Source organism: Nitrospira sp. Nam74 (assembly GCF_965152615.1).
The window spans coordinates 4966870-4985247 of sequence record NZ_OZ224220.1; the positions used below are offsets into that span (position 1 = coordinate 4966870).

The following is an 18378-nucleotide window of genomic DNA, read 5'->3' on the forward strand; positions in this document are numbered from 1 at the left end:
ACCTCCTTTTCGCTGCGAATGGAAACCAACCGTCTCATTGAGCGTTTTCAAATTCCAGGAGGGGTCTCTTCATATCCACATCTTCACCACCTCCCTCGCACTTCCCGCTCTTGGTAATCTTGGTGGTCCTCGCCTGCACCAAAGAAACGTTGGCGTGTGTCAGGGGCGCCGGTAGGCCGACGCCCCACAACCGCGCTTACTTGTTGTGGCCTGGAGGCTCGTGGCCAGCCGGGTTCTCGGCGGGAATCCCGTTGGCATTGCCGTTCGGGGTGTTGCCGCCCCCGTTGACTTGGACGATAGCCGGCGCGATCCGCTCTTCCAGTTCTTCAACTTGTAGCTTGAGGGTTTCCATCTGAACCTCCGTAGGTTAAGGATCGGAGCAATGATGGGGCGGATGGAACGATTTTGTACGTACCATCCTCTCTAGGCGACCATCCGTCAGTGCCGATGTTCTATTTCCACATCTTCACCCACCTCCTTTCAATGCAGAGTGCGGCTCAGTTGGCATTCGCATTTGCATGTAGTGATCCCCACGACGGGCATTTGTATCTGTCGCACTATAAGGAGACAATCGTACTTAATACGTTATTTGCGTCGCCCTAGCCGCTACACATAATAGGAGGACAGGTTGACGGCACGTAGAAAACAGACGACATCCACGTACGACATGGCATGATGGATCGAGCCGTTAGGCTGTAGTAATGTTCGGCCAGTTGTGATGCCTGTGCAGCGCGAACATTCACACATACACACTTGGGAGGGGCACTTTGATTACGAAGGAGGGACAATGCGACAACTGACAGTCAAGCGCACAGCAGAGTATGGAATAGGTATGGCGATGGCGTTGCTTGTGTTCTCCGGGCCCACGCTGGCATTAGGGGGAGACACAAGCGGGTTCCATGCCCTCGGTGAAGTGGATGTTCGAGAAGAGATGACGGATACACAACTCGCGGAGGTGCAGGGCGGCCAGGTCGGGACCTTTACGGTGCAAGGACAGCGGGAGTTCACCTTGCCCGGTGACGGCGATATTAATGTGAGCTGTACACCATCTTGTGTTGTGACGATCCAATCCGGAGGTGCGACGATCACCAGTACGAGCAGTGCTGCCAGCAACATGGTCAGGACGTTCAGCAACTCAGGGACGAGTCACGTGAATATCTCGAGTACGGTATCAGTGGGTAGATGACCAGTGCCTCCGAGGCTATGCCCTAGGAGAAGCGGGTCTTCATGAAGATGAAGGCCCGCTTCTTGATCTACATGCTTGCGATTGCCAATTCTTGTTCAAAGAGCCAGTCGAATCATCCGCCTAATGAGGCCCACGCTCAGCCAGCCCTGCTTGTTCCTGAAGGTCTCTCAGCGTCATGTCCTTTGAATACTTGTCACCACCCCAGCCCGCCTTAACCAATTCCTGGTTCAGTATTCGCCCATCGGGTAGCATCACATCACCGACCGTCCGGCGATACTTGTCATGTTTTCACGGTCACGTCCTGGCCAAAGGCGAGCTTGGAGGTGAACTGCTTGGCACGCTGCCCGAACGCTTGCCGTTTCTCAGGACAATCAATGCCCTTGAGCCGGATCTTTTCGGCTTTCCCCGTCGTGCAAAAACTGAAAAGGCCAGTATGGCAACCGATTAGACTTGGTGATCTCGTTTCATCGGCTCTTAACAACCGTCCAGGTGCAACACGACGAGTTCAAGACGGCCGATGCTCGAATGGATGGCGGAACGGTGAACGTCGGTAGGACCAAAGGTCGAATCATTCACCTTGTGATTGATTGCCTTCCCATTTGTGCAGATGCAACGCCAGCGATGACCGACATTGTGCAACAGGTGTCATCGTTCAAGACACTAATCCGGCCCACCACCGCTTTTGCCGCCTTTGGGGTTAAGGCGGGTGATGGTTTGCTCGTCAGCATCCTCCGACGCCTGAGACAGCGCACTCTGCTCCTGTCCGGATTGGGATGTCGTGTTGATCTCTTCTTTGGACGTTCCCCGTGGAGGAACTCGCTCCTGATTCTTTTTTTCCTCTTCAGCGCAAAATGTGTGACGCCCGTCTTTTTGGCCGGGTCTTTTAGCTCCGCCATGTCTCTAATCTCCTATAAGGTATGCACCATCCGGAGTTTGCCATCGATCGGCGTAGCGAACTAGTGTCCTTTCTTCCCACGTTCCCGTTCTTTCTCTTCTCGGCTTTTCTGAGGCATCTGCCCCGCTTCCTCTTGCTTTGTGCTAGAACTCAGTCCCTGGGGTGACTCCTTTCCTTCCTGTTGTTCCTTCATGCGATCCTGGTGCATCATTTCTTGGGATTGCTGGGTTCCACCTTTGCCAGACGCGCCGCCTGACATTCCCCCCGATCCAGTCTGCCCGAAGCCAAGTGGTGTATTTGTGAATAGCAGCACGGTGGCTACGCCAAGTGTCGTCAGACGAGTCATAACGTACCTCCTTATTTTTAGTATCGTACGACCTAACAGAAGTTCTACTTTTCTCGGCCTTTTTTTGCTTCGGAGTTTCTTGGGGTCGTGCGGGCCGAGATGGCTATCCCGACCACCGGGTCGGATCCGGTATTGAGCTGACGTAAATGAAGCGATGTAAATGAAGGCGGGAAAGGGAAGCCTACCCTGTACGACATGCGGAGGGCCAGACATATCGTAACAACCTTCCCCGCCTCTGGCTAGGGTCGGTCGTCTCGTCCACCTTCAGCAAGGTGCTAATGCCGGTGAATTCGGCACCCAACCAGCTCCTAGTTTTGTAGTGTATGACGCGGGCACGAGAGAGCGATATCAGACACATCCTAATTCTTCAGCTTGTTACCTAGAAGTCATTATGTCAGCCTGTCTGATGGGACAAGAGAACCCGGATGGGTTTCTCCAACATGAAGGGTTTCGACCGTGCGGTCAATGTGGAGATGCAGGCGGTCAAGAAGTTGGAGCTGATGGACTAAGGACCACGGTCTGAGAAATGAAGGCGGGGAGGAGGGAAAAGAGCCCATCCGAACCCTCTACACGTGGTTAAGGTGACACAGACTGTCAGAGGTCTTCCCCGCCTGTGACGGTCGTCTCGTACACCTTTAGTCAGCGGCTAAGGCTTGCCGGCCAGCAAGCTGACTAAAGAGTCCGAATCGGCCAACCCGTCATGCTTCACACTGTACCCCGCGTAAGAGGGGCGGCGATATCAGACAGAACCTGGTTCTCGCCTCTATTAACGAGAAATGACCATGTCAGACAGCGTTGGAGAATAGGAAAGACTTCAACCGCGCGGCAATGTGAAGATGTAAACTACACGTGTCCTCACAGCCTACAGAATTCAATAGCGATCCACCAGTGCGATCACATGGGTAGTGGGTCAGTTTGGATTGAGCAGTGCCGCAACGTCCTTGTGCACCACCTCGGACCGTAATTTCCAATCGCTAGGAAACCTCCTATCCGTACCGGCCTGACAGTACAATTCCCCCTTGTGACATTGTGAAGGACCCTGGCCTGGGATAACCTCTGAGCCTAAGAGACAAACCACGATGGAGGTGTCCTATGTCGCCAGGCAAAACGATCACGTTGGTAGTTGGGTTGGTATGGATGGCTCTTATCACCGTCGGCCCCTCGTATGCTGTTTCTGTTCAGCAGGGGAGCGGCGCCAATCCGGCTGCTATTCAATCCGCAGTTGATGCGTTTCGCAGCGACTTGGGAGGGTCCCTTAATTCCAATGTAGCCGGTTCATTCGCCACGGGCCGCCGTGAAATCAATTGGGATGGTGTGCCAGACAACCTGTCAGCACCCAATAATTTGCCGTCAAATTTCTTCAACGTCAATTCCCCCAGAGGAGTCCTCTTCTCCACACCCGGCAGTGGCTTCCAGGTCAGTGCTAACGCCGTCAATCCGACGAACACACCAGTGCGATTCGGGAATATCAATGCTCAGTTTCCCGATAAATTCACCGTTTTTAGCCCGCAACGCCTTTTCACCGCATTGGATAGCAACATAGTGGATGTTAATTTTGTCGTGCCGGGAAGTAACACTCCGGCGACAGTCAGCGGGTTCGGATCTGTCTTTACTGATGTCGACCTAGCAAACACGACTTCTATTCAGTACTTCAATGCCAGTAATACATCGTTGGGAACGTTCTTCGCTCCGACTGCCTCACAAGGCCTTTCGTTCGTCGGTGTTTCAGGTTTTGGCGAAGGGGTGGCACGTGTTCGACTCACGAATGGGAATGGTCCCTTAACTGGTGCCGCAAACGGATTCGAGAATGTCGTCATGGACGATTTCATTTATGGAGAACCACAGGCGTTGCAAGGCGGAGGGGCAGCCGTTCCAGAACCGTCGTCTCTCATGTTGTTGGCAACGGGCTTAGGGGCGCTGGCGTGGAGAACGAGAACTCACTTTATGAAATGATGCATGACTCTTGGGTGAGATAGTACGCTGAAGGTATGAATCAACTTGGCGTACCTGGCGGGTCGGACTGCTCTTCGGTGGCGTTCCGCACTGTGTGTTCGGTCTACTCCGCATCGGGTGGTATAGCAAATCGGCCTTGTCACCCGGAGATCTTCAATGGCACGAAGTCAGAGATGGCAGGAGAGAGCCCACCGACGGCGGCCGGAGGATCTAACGCCGCGTGAAAAAGAGATTCTCACCTTGATTTGGACGGGATTAACAAACCGGCAAATTGCTGAGCGGTTGGGTATTTCCCTGAAAACCGTGGAATCGCATCGAGCCACGATAATGACAAAGGCTCGGGCCCGCAATGCGGCTGAGTTGCTCAAAGTTGCGCTTGCACAGGGTCTTATTGACACTCACTGAGACGTTTCGTGCGCGGACCGGGCTAATCGCGACATACCGTTTGTCAGCCCCATTCCTTCCTTCAATCCATACCGCTCCCCCTACGCCGCCAGCAAACGCCTCCTTATAGGCAGGTACCTAACGACTATGATAACTGCTTAAGTGATGGTGTACGGAGCCTTAAAGCTTGGCGCTTTTCTCGTTGGTGTATGGGCTATCGCATGGGCCCTAGCGGCCTTGGTTGCGTCGGCTCCATGGTGGGCCTCGATCCTTCTCATGGTACTTATCGCCGTGCGCCTCAGATAAGCTGGCCTCGACTTCATAGCCTTAGATGAAACGCGTTAACTGCGCATTTCAATCCTCATCCCCCGTTTCTGCTCTATCGAGAAGCACGCTATTCCAAAGTTGATAGGCCGTCCTCTCCGACATAGACAGTCCTTCCCGCTGCACTCACCACCTTCTCTGCAAGTTTCCAGCATTCCAAGATGGCGATGACATCGCCTTTCGTTAGGCTATCGAAAAAGCCCCGCGCTACGGTGATGCGACGAGGGATACCGTCATATTCGAAAGCAAAGTCAGTATCGATCTCTGTGGCATCGCTTACTTCTTGTAAACGAAACGCTTTTTTCAAAAAACGCCGAACCTCCTCAATATGTCCGTTGTGAGTACTTTCCATCGTCTAGATACCCACTTGACTAAGAGAGGTGAGGGGTGAGTGTAACGTTGATGACATTACTCAAAATGAGCGAGTAAGCTAGCCGGATATCGGCCTGCGTCCCTGTAGGATCGGAGTACGAGGCCGACGACCGCATGATCGATTCGGATTATTGCCATAGAGCCAAACTGCTTACAGAGAATGACCCAAATCGGTGATTGACTCAAGCAGTTCTTTTATGGCTCTGTGGCGGAGGGCGCGTTCTGATCAGTCGGCTAATGGATCTAGAACAACGACTTACGGTGAGGAGGCTGGCCATGCCCTATCGCATTTTCATCGATCCGCTTCCCCGTGACTTTACTTCTACTGACCTTGCCGCTTTACTGCAACCGTTTGGCGAGGTTCTATCAGCCGAGATCGCGTATGACTCCCTAGGCTTTTCGTTACGCTTCGGCCATGCCGAGATGCGGTCTGAGGAAGCGGCCAATAACGTCGTGAAACAGCTCGACGGGGAAGTATTTCATGACGCGCCGCTGACTGTAGTTAGGACTGAGGATAGAGGAAGAGCGTTTTGGGATCAACCCGGCATGCATAGGTTGGCATCATAGGCTTGAAGGAGGCGCATTCAGTCTACCGCGTAAGTTGATGGTGCCTTCGGTGTATCCCATGGAAACCGGCCAGTCCAGCAGGCGCGATGGCAGGTATAGGCCCATTGGGTGATAGGGTGCTTTCCATGAATCACATCATCGCCTTCGATGATTTCGCTCAGTGTCGCTATATCCCTGGACGCATTCTCACCCGACGACAATTCGGCAATTAAGTAGGGACGATTTCATGGTGTGGATCAAACCACAGCACGTGAAAAACGTGGTCCATGTGAAAACCAAAAATGCGAAATTCATCGCTCGCTCGGATTCCGGCAATCTGGCAATCTTTACTAATACCGTCGCAGGTTAAATGGGGGTAGGGCGTATACCCCAATCCTACCTTCCCTCCGTGCGGTTTTCCCCCGGTATTCATGACTTCCAGCCAGCTCATTGTCGTAAGGAGGCGAAGCGAATTCATCACCGCTTTCACTTCAGGCTTTTCACAATGGCTCAAACAGTATTCGCTGCCAGCTTTGATGTGAATAAAAGAGACAGTCAGGGGCGTGTGAACGGGCTTTAATGGCGGGGCTGATCGACTATCAAGAGTGAGATGCTGGCTGGGCTGAATTAAATATTTGGGTGGCTTCTTCTTGTGCTTATTTTTTGCCACGGCTCTTTGGCGCGATTGATTTGAAATATTTCTTCATCGAATGTTGAGTAATTTCCGTGTTACACCGGTCGTAGGCTCGACAGCTGCCACGCGCCTCTCGCCACGGTGATTCCTTGTGCGTCATTTCGCGCAAGCTCAGCGCAGAAAATGGCTTATACGCATTCCACACCGATTCAATAAGCTCCTGCTCATCTCCATCAAGAGCGTCCTCTGAAAGCTCTAGGAAATCTGACGGGATAAAATCATTCCCATGGCAGGCAAACACGGGATAGACACTCGGGACAACGGGCCCGTGCGCCCATGCTTCTATTCGGTCTGCAAACAAGGGCCTCTTGCGGAGGGCCAACGACCAGCCCTGAGAATAGTACAGTAGCTTTTGAAGCCTCAGATGGGAAAGTTGATCCGGCTCATCTTCGGCTGCCGCCAGTCGAATAAAATATTTAGCTACATCAATAGCGTCAGCCATATGACCCTCTACGATGACCAGGAATTACAGATCATACTCGATAAATACGGAAGCGGTGAATAAGCGAAATGGTCTGAAATGCGTAGGTTATTTTCGTGTCGTTGCAGACCTTACAGAGATCCTTCTCGCGAGTCAACGGAATAGTTGACCACTGTTAAGCTTACCACGGACGAAGAGAGAGGCACTTCTCACTCTTGGTACCTCGGATGGTACCTACGAAGGGACCTTCTGCCCGCCCAGTTTGTGGCGACATGCTAATTACCTGATTTTTTTGTTTCGGTGGGCCGTGTAGGGTCGAACGTACGGCGCGCTGATAAAGAGTCAGCAAACCACAGCAAGTGACTTTGAAAAATTGCCGCCGAAGTGGGAAACCGCCAACCCTTTTGCCTGTAGCCGGTTCACCAGGCATTCAACCTGGTCACTAAATTGGTCATCTGCCCCTGTCCCACGGTGTAACTATTGGAGACTGCGAGAGAATGTTGGGGTGAGTGACGGGTTTCGAACCCGCGACCTCCGGATCCACAATCCGGCGCTCTAACCAGCTGAGCTACACCCACCACCAGGGGAAACTGAGCGCGTAATAAGCAGGTGCGCCATCTTAACAAATGGAGAAACGGCTTCGCAACAGAGTTACTACCCCCGTGCGTCGAAGGCCGCTTGCATCTCACTTACGATGGCTTCGGAAGCTGTCCTTGGATCAGCGGCGTCTCGAATGGGCCGCCCTACCACTAAATAATCCGCACCGGCCATAATCGCGCTCGTCGGTGTGCTGACGCGAGCATGATCATCGGCACGACTATCAGTCGGTCGGATACCGGGGGTCACGATCAATAAATCCTTGCTGACTTTTTGTCGAATGACCGACGGCTCTTCCCCGGACGCCACCACGCCATCCAACCCGACTTCAGCGGCAAGTTTGGCCCGCGCGGCGACCAGATCAGCCACGCCCCATTGAATGCCCATATCGCGCAAATCGGCGGCGTCGAAATTCGTTAACACCGTGACGGCCAAGAGCTTGAGTCCTGATCCATCGGATGCCACCGGACCTCGCCCCTCGATCGCGGCCTTTAACGCTTTTCGATTGGCGTGCACGGTGATGAAGTCAATGCCCATGGCTGCGGCTCGTGCCGTGGCTCGCTTCACCGTTTCCTCAATATCGAGAAATTTCAGATCCAGAAACACACGTTTCTTGCGCCCAAGAGCGCGCCGTACCATCTCAGGTCCCGCCACCGTATACAGCTCCAGTCCAATCTTAACGAAACTAACGGCATCTCCTACACGATCCAATAGCCGTTCAGCTTCTTCCGCAGACGGCACATCAAGTGCCAGAATCAGACGGTCCTTCGCCTCTACCCTCGCCATGATTGCCCCTCCTCCATCGTGCTTCACCCGACTGCCGAATCCTACAATCCTAGGCATCGGCCCGCACATTATCCATAAACACGTGCTGTAATACTGCTCTTTTTTCAATTGGGCTGCCCAAGTGCTCTGCCCGGCTTTCTTTCGCTTACCAGGCCGCCAACCACACTGGGCTCGTTGACCCTACGGGGGCAGACCGTATGTCCACTCCTTTCGCTCTTTCTTGATCCTTACTCCCCTTCTTCAGTCTCAAGCACCTAACCTGACTGCTCTGCAACCTCTACCCGCTGGGGTGGACATGCTTTCCTTTATTGCGCACGTCCAGCGAGCACATTCCAATTGTGCGCGCTGCGGGAGCAAGAAGGGGAAGCATGACCACCCCCTCCCTTTCCTTCTTGACCCGTTAGAGGCGCCTATGCTACAAAAATAGGCTCTTTTAAACTTTCACGAGGGGTGGACATGCCGGTCATTCACAAGTCAACGATCAAGCGCGCTCGCCAATCCGAAAAGCGCCATCTGCGCAATCGAGCGGCGCTCAGTTCCGTTAAGAATGTGGTGAAAAAAGTAATGGGCGCTGTGGATGAAAAGAATGCCGACCAGGCGAAAACGTATCTTCGCGATGCCACCGCCTCTTTGCACAAAGCAGTCACGAAAGGCTTGCTCAAGCCCAACACAGCTTCCCGTCGCATCTCTCGCCTCGCCGCAAAAGTCAACGCGTTGTCCGCGGCACGGACCTAGTCGTCCGCATCGCTTGCCTCGGCGTCGCCCCCCCTCTTGCTGCTTGCGGCAGCGTGGCGTGGGCGAGTCCTTTCGGCCGCTGCCGCTCAGCCAACCGACAGAGCTCCAGCCCAACGGATTCCAACAATCGCGCAGGCGCCGTTGCACTTGCACCCTTTAGCTTGCTATCGGTCTCGGCGAATAAACGAAATGCCTTTTGCATGTGAGAGTCGGAAAATCGTCCTACGAAGTCCCTAACTTTGAACGGCGGTACGCGTAACATTCGCGCAGCCTCCGATTCTCCTTTTCCCGCTTCGAGAGCCTCCTTCGCTTTCCAAAGTTGCCGGTACTGCCACACCAGCGAGCCGAGTATCCGCAACGGCGCCTCGCCCGTTTCCAAATTCCTCGCAAAAATGCGAAGCACGCGAAGGCGGTCGCCTTCTCCGATGGCCGTCGTCAGATCGAAGACGGAGGCGCCGACCTCCCCTCCCCTCAAGGCTTCGATATCGCTCGGTGTTGCAATCCGGTCGGGCGGCACGTAGGCCGCCAATTTCTCTAATTCTCGTTTGATAAAGGACAACGAATTGCTTCCGGCCAAGTCCCTCATCAGCAGAATAGCGGCATCGTCCAGACGAATGCCCACACGGGAGGCCTCCGCACGAATCCATTGCGCGAGCTGAGGATCAGGCAATGCCCCGCAGTCGATCATGACGGCCCGCTGCTTGAGCGCCTGCGCGAACTTCGTCCGCCCGTCTACCTTGCTTGCGACAAACACCAGGGTGGTTGAATCACACGGCGACGTGAGATAGGGAATTAACAGGTCACCGTCACGAGCCGATAATTTTTCTGCGGCTTTGACAATGATGAGCCGGCGCGACGCGAACACAGGAGCCTCCCCCGCACGCGTGAGGATTTCGGATGCATCGTTCTCGTCGCCATAGAGGACCTCGCAGTTGAAGTCTCCAAGCCCATCCTGTGGGGGAAGGCAGGCTTTTATCGTGGCGACGGCTTGATCTCTCAGCTCGTCCTCTTCGCCGAGAGCAAGATACAGCGGGCCGAGGCCGCTTTTCTTCAAGGCAGTGTGCAATTCATACGATTTCATTGCGAATGCGTTTAGCGGGTAAATCCGCCTGGTATGGGTACCGTCACGCCCCCACCGACTCCGGCCGGCGGCGGAGCCGTACCATAGTTGTCGAGATGGTTCAGAAACCGTGACGCAAGGTCTTGGGCAATGAACTGCCCGGCTTGCTCCAACGCGCGAGTCTGCAGTACGCGATTAAATTGCAAGTCTTTGGTCACAAAGAATTCCGACGATGCCGTAAGCGTTTGAGCGAAGATACTCTGTTGAGTTTTCGTATTCTGGATGGTCGCATGGACGTAGACGGTGACCCGGCTTTCAAGCGTCTGCTGCAGCGTAAAGTTAATGGTCGGGACGATCACCGAAATAATTTGGCCTTTGAGGACGAGGTCACTCGGTCCGGAGCCGGTGATGAGCTGGGCTCCGCTGCCGTGCGCAAACTCCTGCCGCGTATACTGGGCATATTTCGTTTCCAAGTTCGGTTCAGTCGACAAGTTCTGGAAATTGGCAATGGTGACCGTCGGGGCGTCGGCCTTGGGTTTGGTGGGAGCTTCACCTCCAATCGTCGGTCCCTGGCCTGCCACTCTGAACTGGTAGCCACATCCGTTGATCGTTACAAGGAGGACCAGCATTGCCAGTACATGGAAAAGCTCTGAGGACCTGGTCAATTGAGAGGCACTTCGAAAGCCCCGGTGCCACATTGTATGCTGAGTCTTTCGCATTCAGTAGGCGGCTTTCTCTATTTACACCACGAAATTAAGGAGTTTTTTGTCGACGTAGATGACGTTGCGTGGTGACTTGCCTTGCAGCCATTCGGCAACCTTCGCATCTCCACAGGCCTGCTCGACGATCTGCTCTTTGCTCCAATCCGCCGGCACTTCGATTTTGCTCCTGAGTTTTCCGTTGACCTGAATTGGAATGGTAAGTCGATCGCTGAGAAGAAGTGCCGGATCGTACTGAGGCCAACGCTGCGCCGCTACGCTTGGTGTCCCACCCAGCATGTCCCATAATTCCTCGGCCGCATGGGGTGCAAACGGGGCAAGGAGCAGGATCAGCGTCTGCACCGCCTCATGCAGTGCGGCCGCCTCACCGGGCTGAGCCGCGCCGCCGCGTTCGGCTGTGAACTTATACAATCCATTGACGAATTCCATTAAGGCGGCGATCGCCGTATTGAACTGGAACTCTCGCTCGATGTCGTCAGTGACTCGTTTGATCGTTCGATGCGTCAGCCGTCGAAGCTCTTGCACCCTCGCAGGCAGAGCTTCGGCATCATTCGATACGCCGGCCTGCTTGCCCGGGTCGGAATGCAGATCGACCAGTAACCGCCACACACGGCTTAGGAATCGATACGAGCCCTCCACGCCGGAATCGCTCCACTCGAGATCCTTGTCGGGTGGCGCCGCAAACAGCGAGAAGAGTCGGGCCGTATCTGCGCCGTACGTGCTGATCAAATGTTCCGGATCGACCACATTCTTCTTCGACTTGGACATTTTTTCGACACGGCCCTTCTCGACAGGACGCTGACACATCGAGCAATGATAACCGTCCTGCTCCGAGCCCACGACCTCGGATGGAAATAACCATTCATGCACTGGGCAGCGGTAGGTTTCCTTGCAAACCATGCCCTGCGTCAGCAGACTCTGGAACGGCTCGTCGACCTTCGTCAGCCCAAGATCGCGAATCACCTTTGTAAAGAACCGCGCGTACAGCAAATGAAGCACCGCATGTTCGATGCCGCCGACATACTGGTCCACCGCCATCCAGTACCCGGCTGCCTGAGGATCGACAGGCACCCGATCGGCATGCGGAGAGCAGTAGCGCAGGAAATACCACGACGAATCGACGAAGGTGTCCATCGTATCGGTTTCGCGTCGAGCCGGCTTCCCGCATGTGGGGCAGCGCACCTCCACAAAAGACGAGGCTTGTGCCAACGGAGACGCGCCCTTGCCGGTAAACGGAACATCGGTTGGCAGCAGAACCGGAAGATCCGATTCAGGGACCGGTACGACTCCGCAATCGTCGCAATAGATGACAGGAATCGGCGTGCCCCAATATCGTTGTCGGGACACACCCCAATCACGCAAACGGTACTTAATCGTGCGCCGTCCGATCCCTTGCTCTTCAATCGCTTCAGCGATGCGCCTGATTCCCACCGGCGCGGACAAGCCGGAGAAGCGATCGGAATTCACCAAAGAGCTTGCCTCGTCTTGTTCGACATATGCGCGATCGAGATTCGCTTCATCCAGTGTTTTTGCAGGATTCTGAATCACCAGCTTGACGGGGATGCGATATTTACCGGCAAATTCAAAATCGCGTTGGTCGTGCGCCGGGACCGCCATCACCGCGCCGGTGCCGTATTCATACAGCACAAAATTCGCCACCCAAATGGGAATGCGCGTCCCCGTAAAGGGATTCACCGCATAGGCGCCGGTAAACACGCCTTCCTTTTCGCGATCGGCAGCGAGTCGCACGAGACGATCCTGCCGGGACACGCGCTCGACGAACTCGCGGACAGCAGGGGCTTCAGGACGGCCGGCGATCAGATGCTCGACTAACGGTGATTCCGGCGCGACACTCATGAACGTGGCGCCGAAAATGGTGTCCGGTCGCGTGGTGAAAATCCGGACGGCCTTGAGGTCCCGCAACGGCTCGACGAGCGGAAACTCGACCTCTACCCCTTCACTCTTGCCGATCCAGTTGCGCTGCATCGTGAGGACGCGCGCCGGCCAGTGCGTGAGCCGTTCGCAGCCTTGCAAAAGCTCCTCGGCATAGGCGGTGATACGAAAGAACCATTGCTCCAATTCCTTCTGCACCACCACGGAGTCACAGCGCCAGCACCGGCCTTCCTCCACCTGCTCGTTCGCCAAGACCGTTTCACAACTTGGGCACCAGTTCACCGCCGACTGTTTTCGGTAAGCCAGGCCGCGTTCGTACATCTTCAAAAAGAACCACTGATTCCAGCGGTAATATTCCGGCTCGCACGTCGTGACCTCTCGGGACCAATCGTACGACAATCCCATCTGCCGAAGCTGGTTTCGCATGTACGCAATGTTCTCGGTCGTCCACTGATAAGGATGGACCCCCTTCGCAATCGCCGCATTTTCCGCCGGCAAGCCGAAGGAATCCCAGCCCATGGGATGCAGCACATTGAAGCCCCGCATACGCTTGTAGCGAGCGATGACGTCGCCGATGGCATAGTTCCGCACATGACCCATATGAATGCGGCCGGATGGATACGGAAACATTTCCAGGCAATAGTATTTCGGCTTGGCAGGCGTTTCCTGCGCGGCGAAGGTCTTGTGGCGATCCCAATACGTTTGCCACCGCTCTTCGATGCGGCGATGATCGTACGATTGCGGTTCGTTCTGTGTGTTCATGGATATCTCAATAGGACCGGTCCTAACACTCCGTATGAAGCCAAAAACCTTAACACAGACGGGAAACCGCTCACAAGATTAGGCGGATATCAGCAATGGGACAGAATCACTTATTTTCAGGAAGACCACCCAAGCGGATGATACTGGAACCATGCTTGTTAATGACGGCGTCCATGGCGGCAATCGCTTTGGTGGTGCGTTGATCGAAGAGGCTCTCCGTAGCCGGGACGAGATCAGTCAGGGAGAGGCCGACCAACCGGTAGCGCGTGCGGGGCGCCACTAAGGCGCTGAGCGCCGGTTGAATCGCTCTCCACATCGGCGGATCATAGTTGAGGGGTTCAGGGAAATGCCGCTGACGCGCAGTGATAGTGAACGTGGCGTCTTTGAGCTTGATGGTGAAGGCAGCCGCGGCCAGGCCTTGCATGCGCAAGTCGTGGGTCAGCTCGCTTAAAAACCCGCGGACGGTTCGAGTGAGAAACGACAGATCGGCGGTGTCCTCATCAAAGGTCGTCTCATGGCTAAGACTCTTGGGCTCGCGGCCGGCCATCACGGGGTCCCGATCGATGCCCTTTGCCAATTCCTGAAGTGCAGCCAAGCGCGGGCCCCACATTCGTCGCAGTGCCGCCTCAAACACTGGATCGAGGAGGTCCGCAATGGTGCGGATGCCACGTGACTCCAACGCCATAGCGGTCTTGGGCCCGATGCCGGGCAGCGATCTGGCCGCACGGGAGGCGAGAAAGGTGGCTTCGGTTCCCGGCTCGATGATGGCTAAGCCATCCGGCTTGTGACAGTCTGCCGCCACCTTTGCGACCGTCTTGCCGGTGGCGAAGGCAATCGTACAGCGTAGGCCCGTGGCCACAAAGAGTGCGTCCTTCACAGTATGGCCGAACGCACGTGGGTCGGGATAACGCGCTTGCAGCTCGGTCGTATCTGCATAAAATTCGTCGATACTGGTCCATTCCGTCTCTGGAAACAACTGATCAGTGACCTCGCACATTCGTTCGTGCATCCGCCTATAGAGGCCTCGATCAGGAGGAATGAGAATGAGACCAGGACAGAGCCGCAAAGCGTGCACCGTCGGCATGGCGGCCTTGACGCCATATTCACGAACCGGATAACTGGCCGCGATAATAATCCCGCGCGGAGGCGGAGACCCGACCGCGACGAGTTGGCCGGCCAGTGCTGGGTCGGCAACGATCGCCGAGGAGGCGTACATCGCATCGATATCGCCGAATAAGATTCGACGAGGCCAGCGGGGCATCGTGGTCACACACTAATGGTTAGTGAAGGGCAGCGGCATTTGCAGAAAAGACGCCGAGACACCCACACGGGAAACCGTCCCAGGCGGCATGGTTGTCGGCACAAGCTCCCGCAGTGACGCCGCGTTGGTATCCACGGACGCGCGAGGCACTTCACGCAGTTTGCCGAGACATTCGCCGCAGCGATGACGACCGGGACGAATCGTCTTCCGCTGCCGATGATAATCACGGCCACATTCCGTACAGCGCCAGGTGTATTTGGTCAGCGCATGGACGGCCTTGTCCAACGAGTGGCGGATCATGATGCCGAGACCGTCTCGGTTCATGATCGCCATCATTCGATGAAACTCTGGCCCGTGGTTGGGGTGCCGCTTCAGAATATCGTATTGCCACTGGTGAATCATCTCGTGCGCCAGCGTCCCGACAATTTCCTGATCCGGTTGATCCTGAAGCAGCGGAATCGATAACCGAACGATCCGTCGTTCTGCATCGTGCATGCGAGAACCGGTCCAAGGCGCTTTGGGCCCCACATGACTCACAAACATGCCGACCGACGCCGTCAGCCGACGACTCCACACAATTGAGATAGGCCGCAACCGCTCTTGAAAATACCTCGCATTGAGCTCACGCCAGGCGTTTTGTAATCGATCCATCGGCCATGCATCCGAGATCAAAGTCGGCCGCGCTTCCGTGCCTCTTTTGCTGTCTAGTTTCATCGTAAGATTTTGAGCATGCTCGTCTTTGCATCCGCCCCAGCGGCCAGAAGGTCCTCCTTCCCAAGCAAGGCCCGAGGCGAAGCAGGCGCCGCAGACGTACCGTCTGGGTACGTAGAGGACTCTTTCAAGCCGGGAACGAAATTGGGGGCCGTTTTCAGCGTCCTCCGAGAGCTTCGATGATGGCGGCGGCCAACAGCGGCACCATGATCTCGTGATGGCCGGTAAGCGAATACCCACGCCCGCCCTTTTGGGTCGGCCGCTTGACGACGTTCGTCAACGGACGATAGTGCGACAGAAAGTCCATATTGACTGTCGTGAGATTGGTGAGTGGAGAACCCAGATTGCGTCCAAGTGTGACGGTCTTAAGGAACACCTCGGGCAGAATCACCGCAGACCCGAGATTGAGATAGACACCGCCTTCCATCCTGGCCACGACTGCGGCGAGTTTTCTAAAGTCCAACAGGGACCCGGCTCCAATCGATGCGCCGTCCGCCGCCGGATGCATATGAATGATATCCGTCCCCATTGCGACATGGACCGTGATGGGAACCCCAAGCCGCACTCCTGCAGCCAAGAGACTCGTCCGATGATGAGGAAACTCCTTCTTGCGAAGGTTGATATAGGCGCCGACCGCCTCGCCAATCCCCTGCCCCTGTTTTGCTCCGCTGATAATGGCCTCGTTCAGCATGCGGCCCGTCTCTTCTGCCATCCCGAATCGACCCGAGTCGATTTCGGCATCGACTTCCTCCGAGGTGTGCCCCATCATGGCCAGCTCGAAGTCATGAATGATCACCGCACCGTTCATGGCTACGGCCGTCACCACGTCACGCTCCATAAGGTCCACGAGAATCGGATTGAGTCCCACTTTGGTGACGTGCGCGCCCATACCGACAATCACAGGGCGATCGTGCCGCCGTGCCTTCACGATGGCGTGAGCGACCGCGCGCAGGGCTTTGACCCCGAGCATGTCGGGGAGTGTATCGAGAAATGCTTTGAAAGATTCGCCGCGCCGCCACGGGGTTGCGAAATCAGACAGCTGCACTTTGCTGTGGCGCCGACTCAGCGGATAGGTCTTGAGCTTCGAAACATCGATCGGGAGGACCGGCGGCCTGGCCTTCTTACGCTTTTGCAAACAGGCTTTCCTCGATGAGCTCGCACAGCACATGCCCGAGTGTAATGTGGCTTTCTTGGATACGGGCGGTCACCGTAGAAGGGACGACGAAGGCGTATTCGACCAATGTAGTCAGCTTCCCACCTTTGCCGCCGGTCCATCCGACCGTCGTGAGTCCTAACTCGCGCGCTGCTTCCAGTCCCTTGACCACATTCGGCGAATTGCCGCTCGTGCTGATGGCAATCACGACATCGCCTTTCTGGCCGTGGGCTTTGACCTGGCGCGCAAACACGTCCGCAAAGTCGTAATCGTTGGCAATACACGTCATTGCCGCCATGTCGGTCGCAAGCGCAATGGCAGGCAAGGGGCGACGCTCCCGTTTATACCGGCCGACGAATTCCGCGGCAATGTGGGAGGCGTCCGTAGAACTGCCGCCATTTCCGAACAGGAGCACTTTGTGACCTTCACGGAACGCCTGAGCGATGATCTGCGCAACCTGCACGATACGATCGGCATGTTCCTGCACGAAGCGCCGCTTCACGTCGGCACTCTCCTCAAACGCCTGTATGACGTGCTCTTTCATCCGACGGGATTGTAGGCTAGAGAATTTTTAGTGTCAAACAGGCTCGACGTTGAACGGCCGCCTATTTCTTCAGAGGGGACGGCTCTTGCCGCCGCCCGATGACGTTCATTGCAAGTGCAATCATGGACCCGACATCGGAGAGGCTGGCCGGAAGCACGAGAGTATTGCTCGATTTTGCCAGTTCTCCGAATTTGCCGATGTATTGTTCAGCCACACGCAATTGAACCGCTTCATAGCCACCTTGGACCTGCGTCGCTTCCGCGACCTTGCGAAGTCCCTCCGCAGTAGCATGGGCGATGGCCAGAATGGCGGATGCGGCGCCTTCGGCTTCATTGATCTGTTGCTGCTTTTTCGCTTCGGAGGCTTTAATCACTTGCTGTTTCACGCCTTCCGCTTGATTGATGGCGGCATCGCGCTCACCTTCTGAGGTCAAAATGACTGCCCTCTTTTCTCGCTCCGCTCGCATTTGTTTTTCCATCGCGGCCAGCACATCCCGCGGCGGAGTGATGTTCTTAATCTCATATCGCAGGACCTTGATGCCCCACGGCTCGGAGGCTTTGTCCAGTTCGTTGACGACTTGAATATTGATGTTGGTTCGTTCTTCAAACGTCCTATCCAGGTCGATTTTGCCGATTTCGCTTCGAAGCGTCGTCTGTGCCAATTGCGTGATGGCAAATTGGTAATCCGAAATACCATAGGAGGCTCGGTGTGGATCCAATACCTTTAGATAGAGCACTCCATCGACACCCACCTGCACATTATCGCGGGTGATACAGATCTGCTCCGGAATATCGATGGCGGTTTCTTTCAAGGAGTGTTTGTAACGAACCACGTCGAGGAACGGCACCAGGATATGAAAGCCGGCATTGAGCGTCGTGTGGTACTTCCCGAGTCGCTCGACTACAAAAGCGCTCTGCTGCGGGACGACCCGAGCCGTTTTAGCAATCACCACGACGACGAGAAAGGCGAGCACGACCGCGACAAATAAGCCACCCGACATAGCCGTGTCCTCCATGGTATTCCTTCCTCAGGCTTC

Annotated in this window: 20 protein-coding genes, 1 tRNA gene and 1 pseudogene; 5 read left to right on the top strand and 17 right to left on the bottom strand. The window is 55.4% G+C overall.

From position 1 onward, the window contains the following. Positions 1-196 precede the first annotated feature (196 nt). On the bottom strand, positions 197-352 hold the full coding sequence (locus tag ACWHYZ_RS23420; protein WP_447985079.1) for a hypothetical protein: 156 nt from the start codon (positions 350-352) through the stop codon (positions 197-199). Between the two features lie 435 nt (positions 353-787). On the opposite strand from ACWHYZ_RS23420, the gene ACWHYZ_RS23425 reads away from it, so the two are divergent. Next, positions 788-1186 (top strand): hypothetical protein, encoded by a 399-nt coding sequence (locus tag ACWHYZ_RS23425; RefSeq protein ID WP_447985080.1) that lies wholly within the window; start codon positions 788-790, stop codon positions 1184-1186. Positions 1187-1306: 120 nt separating this feature from the next. On the opposite strand, the pseudogene ACWHYZ_RS23430 reads toward ACWHYZ_RS23425, so the two are convergent. The 3 genes and pseudogenes from ACWHYZ_RS23430 to ACWHYZ_RS23440 all read right to left on the bottom strand — a co-directional run. Next, a pseudogene (locus ACWHYZ_RS23430) lies at positions 1307-1459 on the bottom strand (thermonuclease family protein); the annotation flags it as partial. Positions 1460-1466: 7 nt separating this feature from the next. After that, complete coding sequence (locus tag ACWHYZ_RS23435) at positions 1467-1667, bottom strand: thermonuclease family protein (protein WP_447985081.1); 201 nt, start codon at positions 1665-1667, stop codon at positions 1467-1469. A 475-nt stretch (positions 1668-2142) separates the two neighbouring features. Then, positions 2143-2427 (bottom strand): hypothetical protein, encoded by a 285-nt coding sequence (locus tag ACWHYZ_RS23440; RefSeq protein ID WP_447985082.1) that lies wholly within the window; start codon positions 2425-2427, stop codon positions 2143-2145. Positions 2428-3519: 1092 nt separating this feature from the next. Between ACWHYZ_RS23440 and ACWHYZ_RS23445 the strand changes: the two genes are divergently transcribed. Next, entirely contained in the window at positions 3520-4380 is an 861-nt protein-coding gene (locus ACWHYZ_RS23445) for a PEP-CTERM sorting domain-containing protein (protein WP_447985083.1), read from the top strand. 156 nt (positions 4381-4536) lie between these two features. After that, the gene (locus tag ACWHYZ_RS23450; RefSeq protein ID WP_447985084.1) at positions 4537-4785 is read left to right on the top strand and encodes a response regulator transcription factor; all 249 of its coding nucleotides are present in this window, start codon (positions 4537-4539) and stop codon (positions 4783-4785) included. A gap of 373 nt (positions 4786-5158) precedes the next feature. Here the strand turns inward: ACWHYZ_RS23450 and ACWHYZ_RS23455 are convergent, their stop codons facing one another. Next, complete coding sequence (locus ACWHYZ_RS23455; RefSeq protein ID WP_447985085.1) at positions 5159-5395, bottom strand: hypothetical protein; 237 nt, start codon at positions 5393-5395, stop codon at positions 5159-5161. A 341-nt stretch (positions 5396-5736) separates the two neighbouring features. Between ACWHYZ_RS23455 and ACWHYZ_RS23460 the strand changes: the two genes are divergently transcribed. Continuing rightward, positions 5737-6027 (top strand): RNA recognition motif domain-containing protein, encoded by a 291-nt coding sequence (locus tag ACWHYZ_RS23460; protein WP_447985086.1) that lies wholly within the window; start codon positions 5737-5739, stop codon positions 6025-6027. Between the two features lie 208 nt (positions 6028-6235). Here ACWHYZ_RS23460 and ACWHYZ_RS23465 read toward each other — a convergent pair whose 3' ends face one another. From ACWHYZ_RS23465 to pyrF, 4 genes are all read right to left on the bottom strand, one after another. After that, entirely contained in the window at positions 6236-6676 is a 441-nt protein-coding gene (locus ACWHYZ_RS23465; protein WP_447985087.1) for a hypothetical protein, read from the bottom strand. Continuing rightward, positions 6663-7142: a Panacea domain-containing protein gene (locus ACWHYZ_RS23470; RefSeq protein ID WP_447985088.1), complete on the bottom strand. Its 480-nt coding sequence runs from the start codon at positions 7140-7142 to the stop codon at positions 6663-6665. The genes ACWHYZ_RS23465 and ACWHYZ_RS23470 overlap by 14 nt, the downstream gene beginning before the upstream one ends. A 480-nt stretch (positions 7143-7622) precedes the next feature. Then, positions 7623-7699, bottom strand: a tRNA-His gene (locus ACWHYZ_RS23475). Positions 7700-7775: 76 nt separating this feature from the next. Beyond that, complete coding sequence (gene pyrF, locus ACWHYZ_RS23480) at positions 7776-8504, bottom strand: orotidine-5'-phosphate decarboxylase (RefSeq protein ID WP_447985089.1); 729 nt, start codon at positions 8502-8504, stop codon at positions 7776-7778. A gap of 456 nt (positions 8505-8960) precedes the next feature. On the opposite strand from pyrF, the gene rpsT reads away from it, so the two are divergent. Next, on the top strand, positions 8961-9239 hold the full coding sequence (gene rpsT / locus ACWHYZ_RS23485; protein ID WP_447985090.1) for a 30S ribosomal protein S20: 279 nt from the start codon (positions 8961-8963) through the stop codon (positions 9237-9239). Here rpsT and holA read toward each other — a convergent pair. From holA to ACWHYZ_RS23525, 8 genes are all read right to left on the bottom strand, one after another. Continuing rightward, positions 9211-10320 (bottom strand): DNA polymerase III subunit delta, encoded by a 1110-nt coding sequence (gene holA / locus ACWHYZ_RS23490; protein WP_447985091.1) that lies wholly within the window; start codon positions 10318-10320, stop codon positions 9211-9213. The two genes, rpsT and holA, sit on opposite strands and share 29 nt — an antisense overlap. An 11-nt stretch (positions 10321-10331) precedes the next feature. Next, positions 10332-10880 (bottom strand): LPS assembly lipoprotein LptE, encoded by a 549-nt coding sequence (gene lptE, locus ACWHYZ_RS23495; RefSeq protein ID WP_447985092.1) that lies wholly within the window; start codon positions 10878-10880, stop codon positions 10332-10334. A gap of 159 nt (positions 10881-11039) precedes the next feature. After that, a complete protein-coding gene (gene leuS, locus ACWHYZ_RS23500; protein WP_447985093.1) occupies positions 11040-13673 on the bottom strand; it encodes a leucine--tRNA ligase in 2634 nt (877 codons plus the stop codon). 106 nt (positions 13674-13779) lie between these two features. Next, positions 13780-14934 (bottom strand): DNA polymerase Y family protein, encoded by a 1155-nt coding sequence (locus ACWHYZ_RS23505; RefSeq protein WP_447987634.1) that lies wholly within the window; start codon positions 14932-14934, stop codon positions 13780-13782. A 12-nt stretch (positions 14935-14946) separates the two neighbouring features. Next, a complete protein-coding gene (locus ACWHYZ_RS23510) occupies positions 14947-15585 on the bottom strand; it encodes a SprT-like domain-containing protein (protein ID WP_447985094.1) in 639 nt (212 codons plus the stop codon). A gap of 217 nt (positions 15586-15802) precedes the next feature. Then, positions 15803-16780, bottom strand: a complete 978-nt coding sequence (locus ACWHYZ_RS23515) for a hypothetical protein (protein ID WP_447985095.1) — start codon at positions 16778-16780, stop codon at positions 15803-15805. Continuing rightward, positions 16767-17342 (bottom strand): D-sedoheptulose-7-phosphate isomerase, encoded by a 576-nt coding sequence (locus ACWHYZ_RS23520; RefSeq protein WP_447985096.1) that lies wholly within the window; start codon positions 17340-17342, stop codon positions 16767-16769. Before ACWHYZ_RS23520 ends, ACWHYZ_RS23515 begins: the two co-directional genes overlap by 14 nt. A 61-nt stretch (positions 17343-17403) precedes the next feature. Continuing rightward, on the bottom strand, positions 17404-18357 hold the full coding sequence (locus tag ACWHYZ_RS23525) for an SPFH domain-containing protein (protein WP_447985097.1): 954 nt from the start codon (positions 18355-18357) through the stop codon (positions 17404-17406). Between the last annotated feature and the right edge of the window lie 21 nt (positions 18358-18378).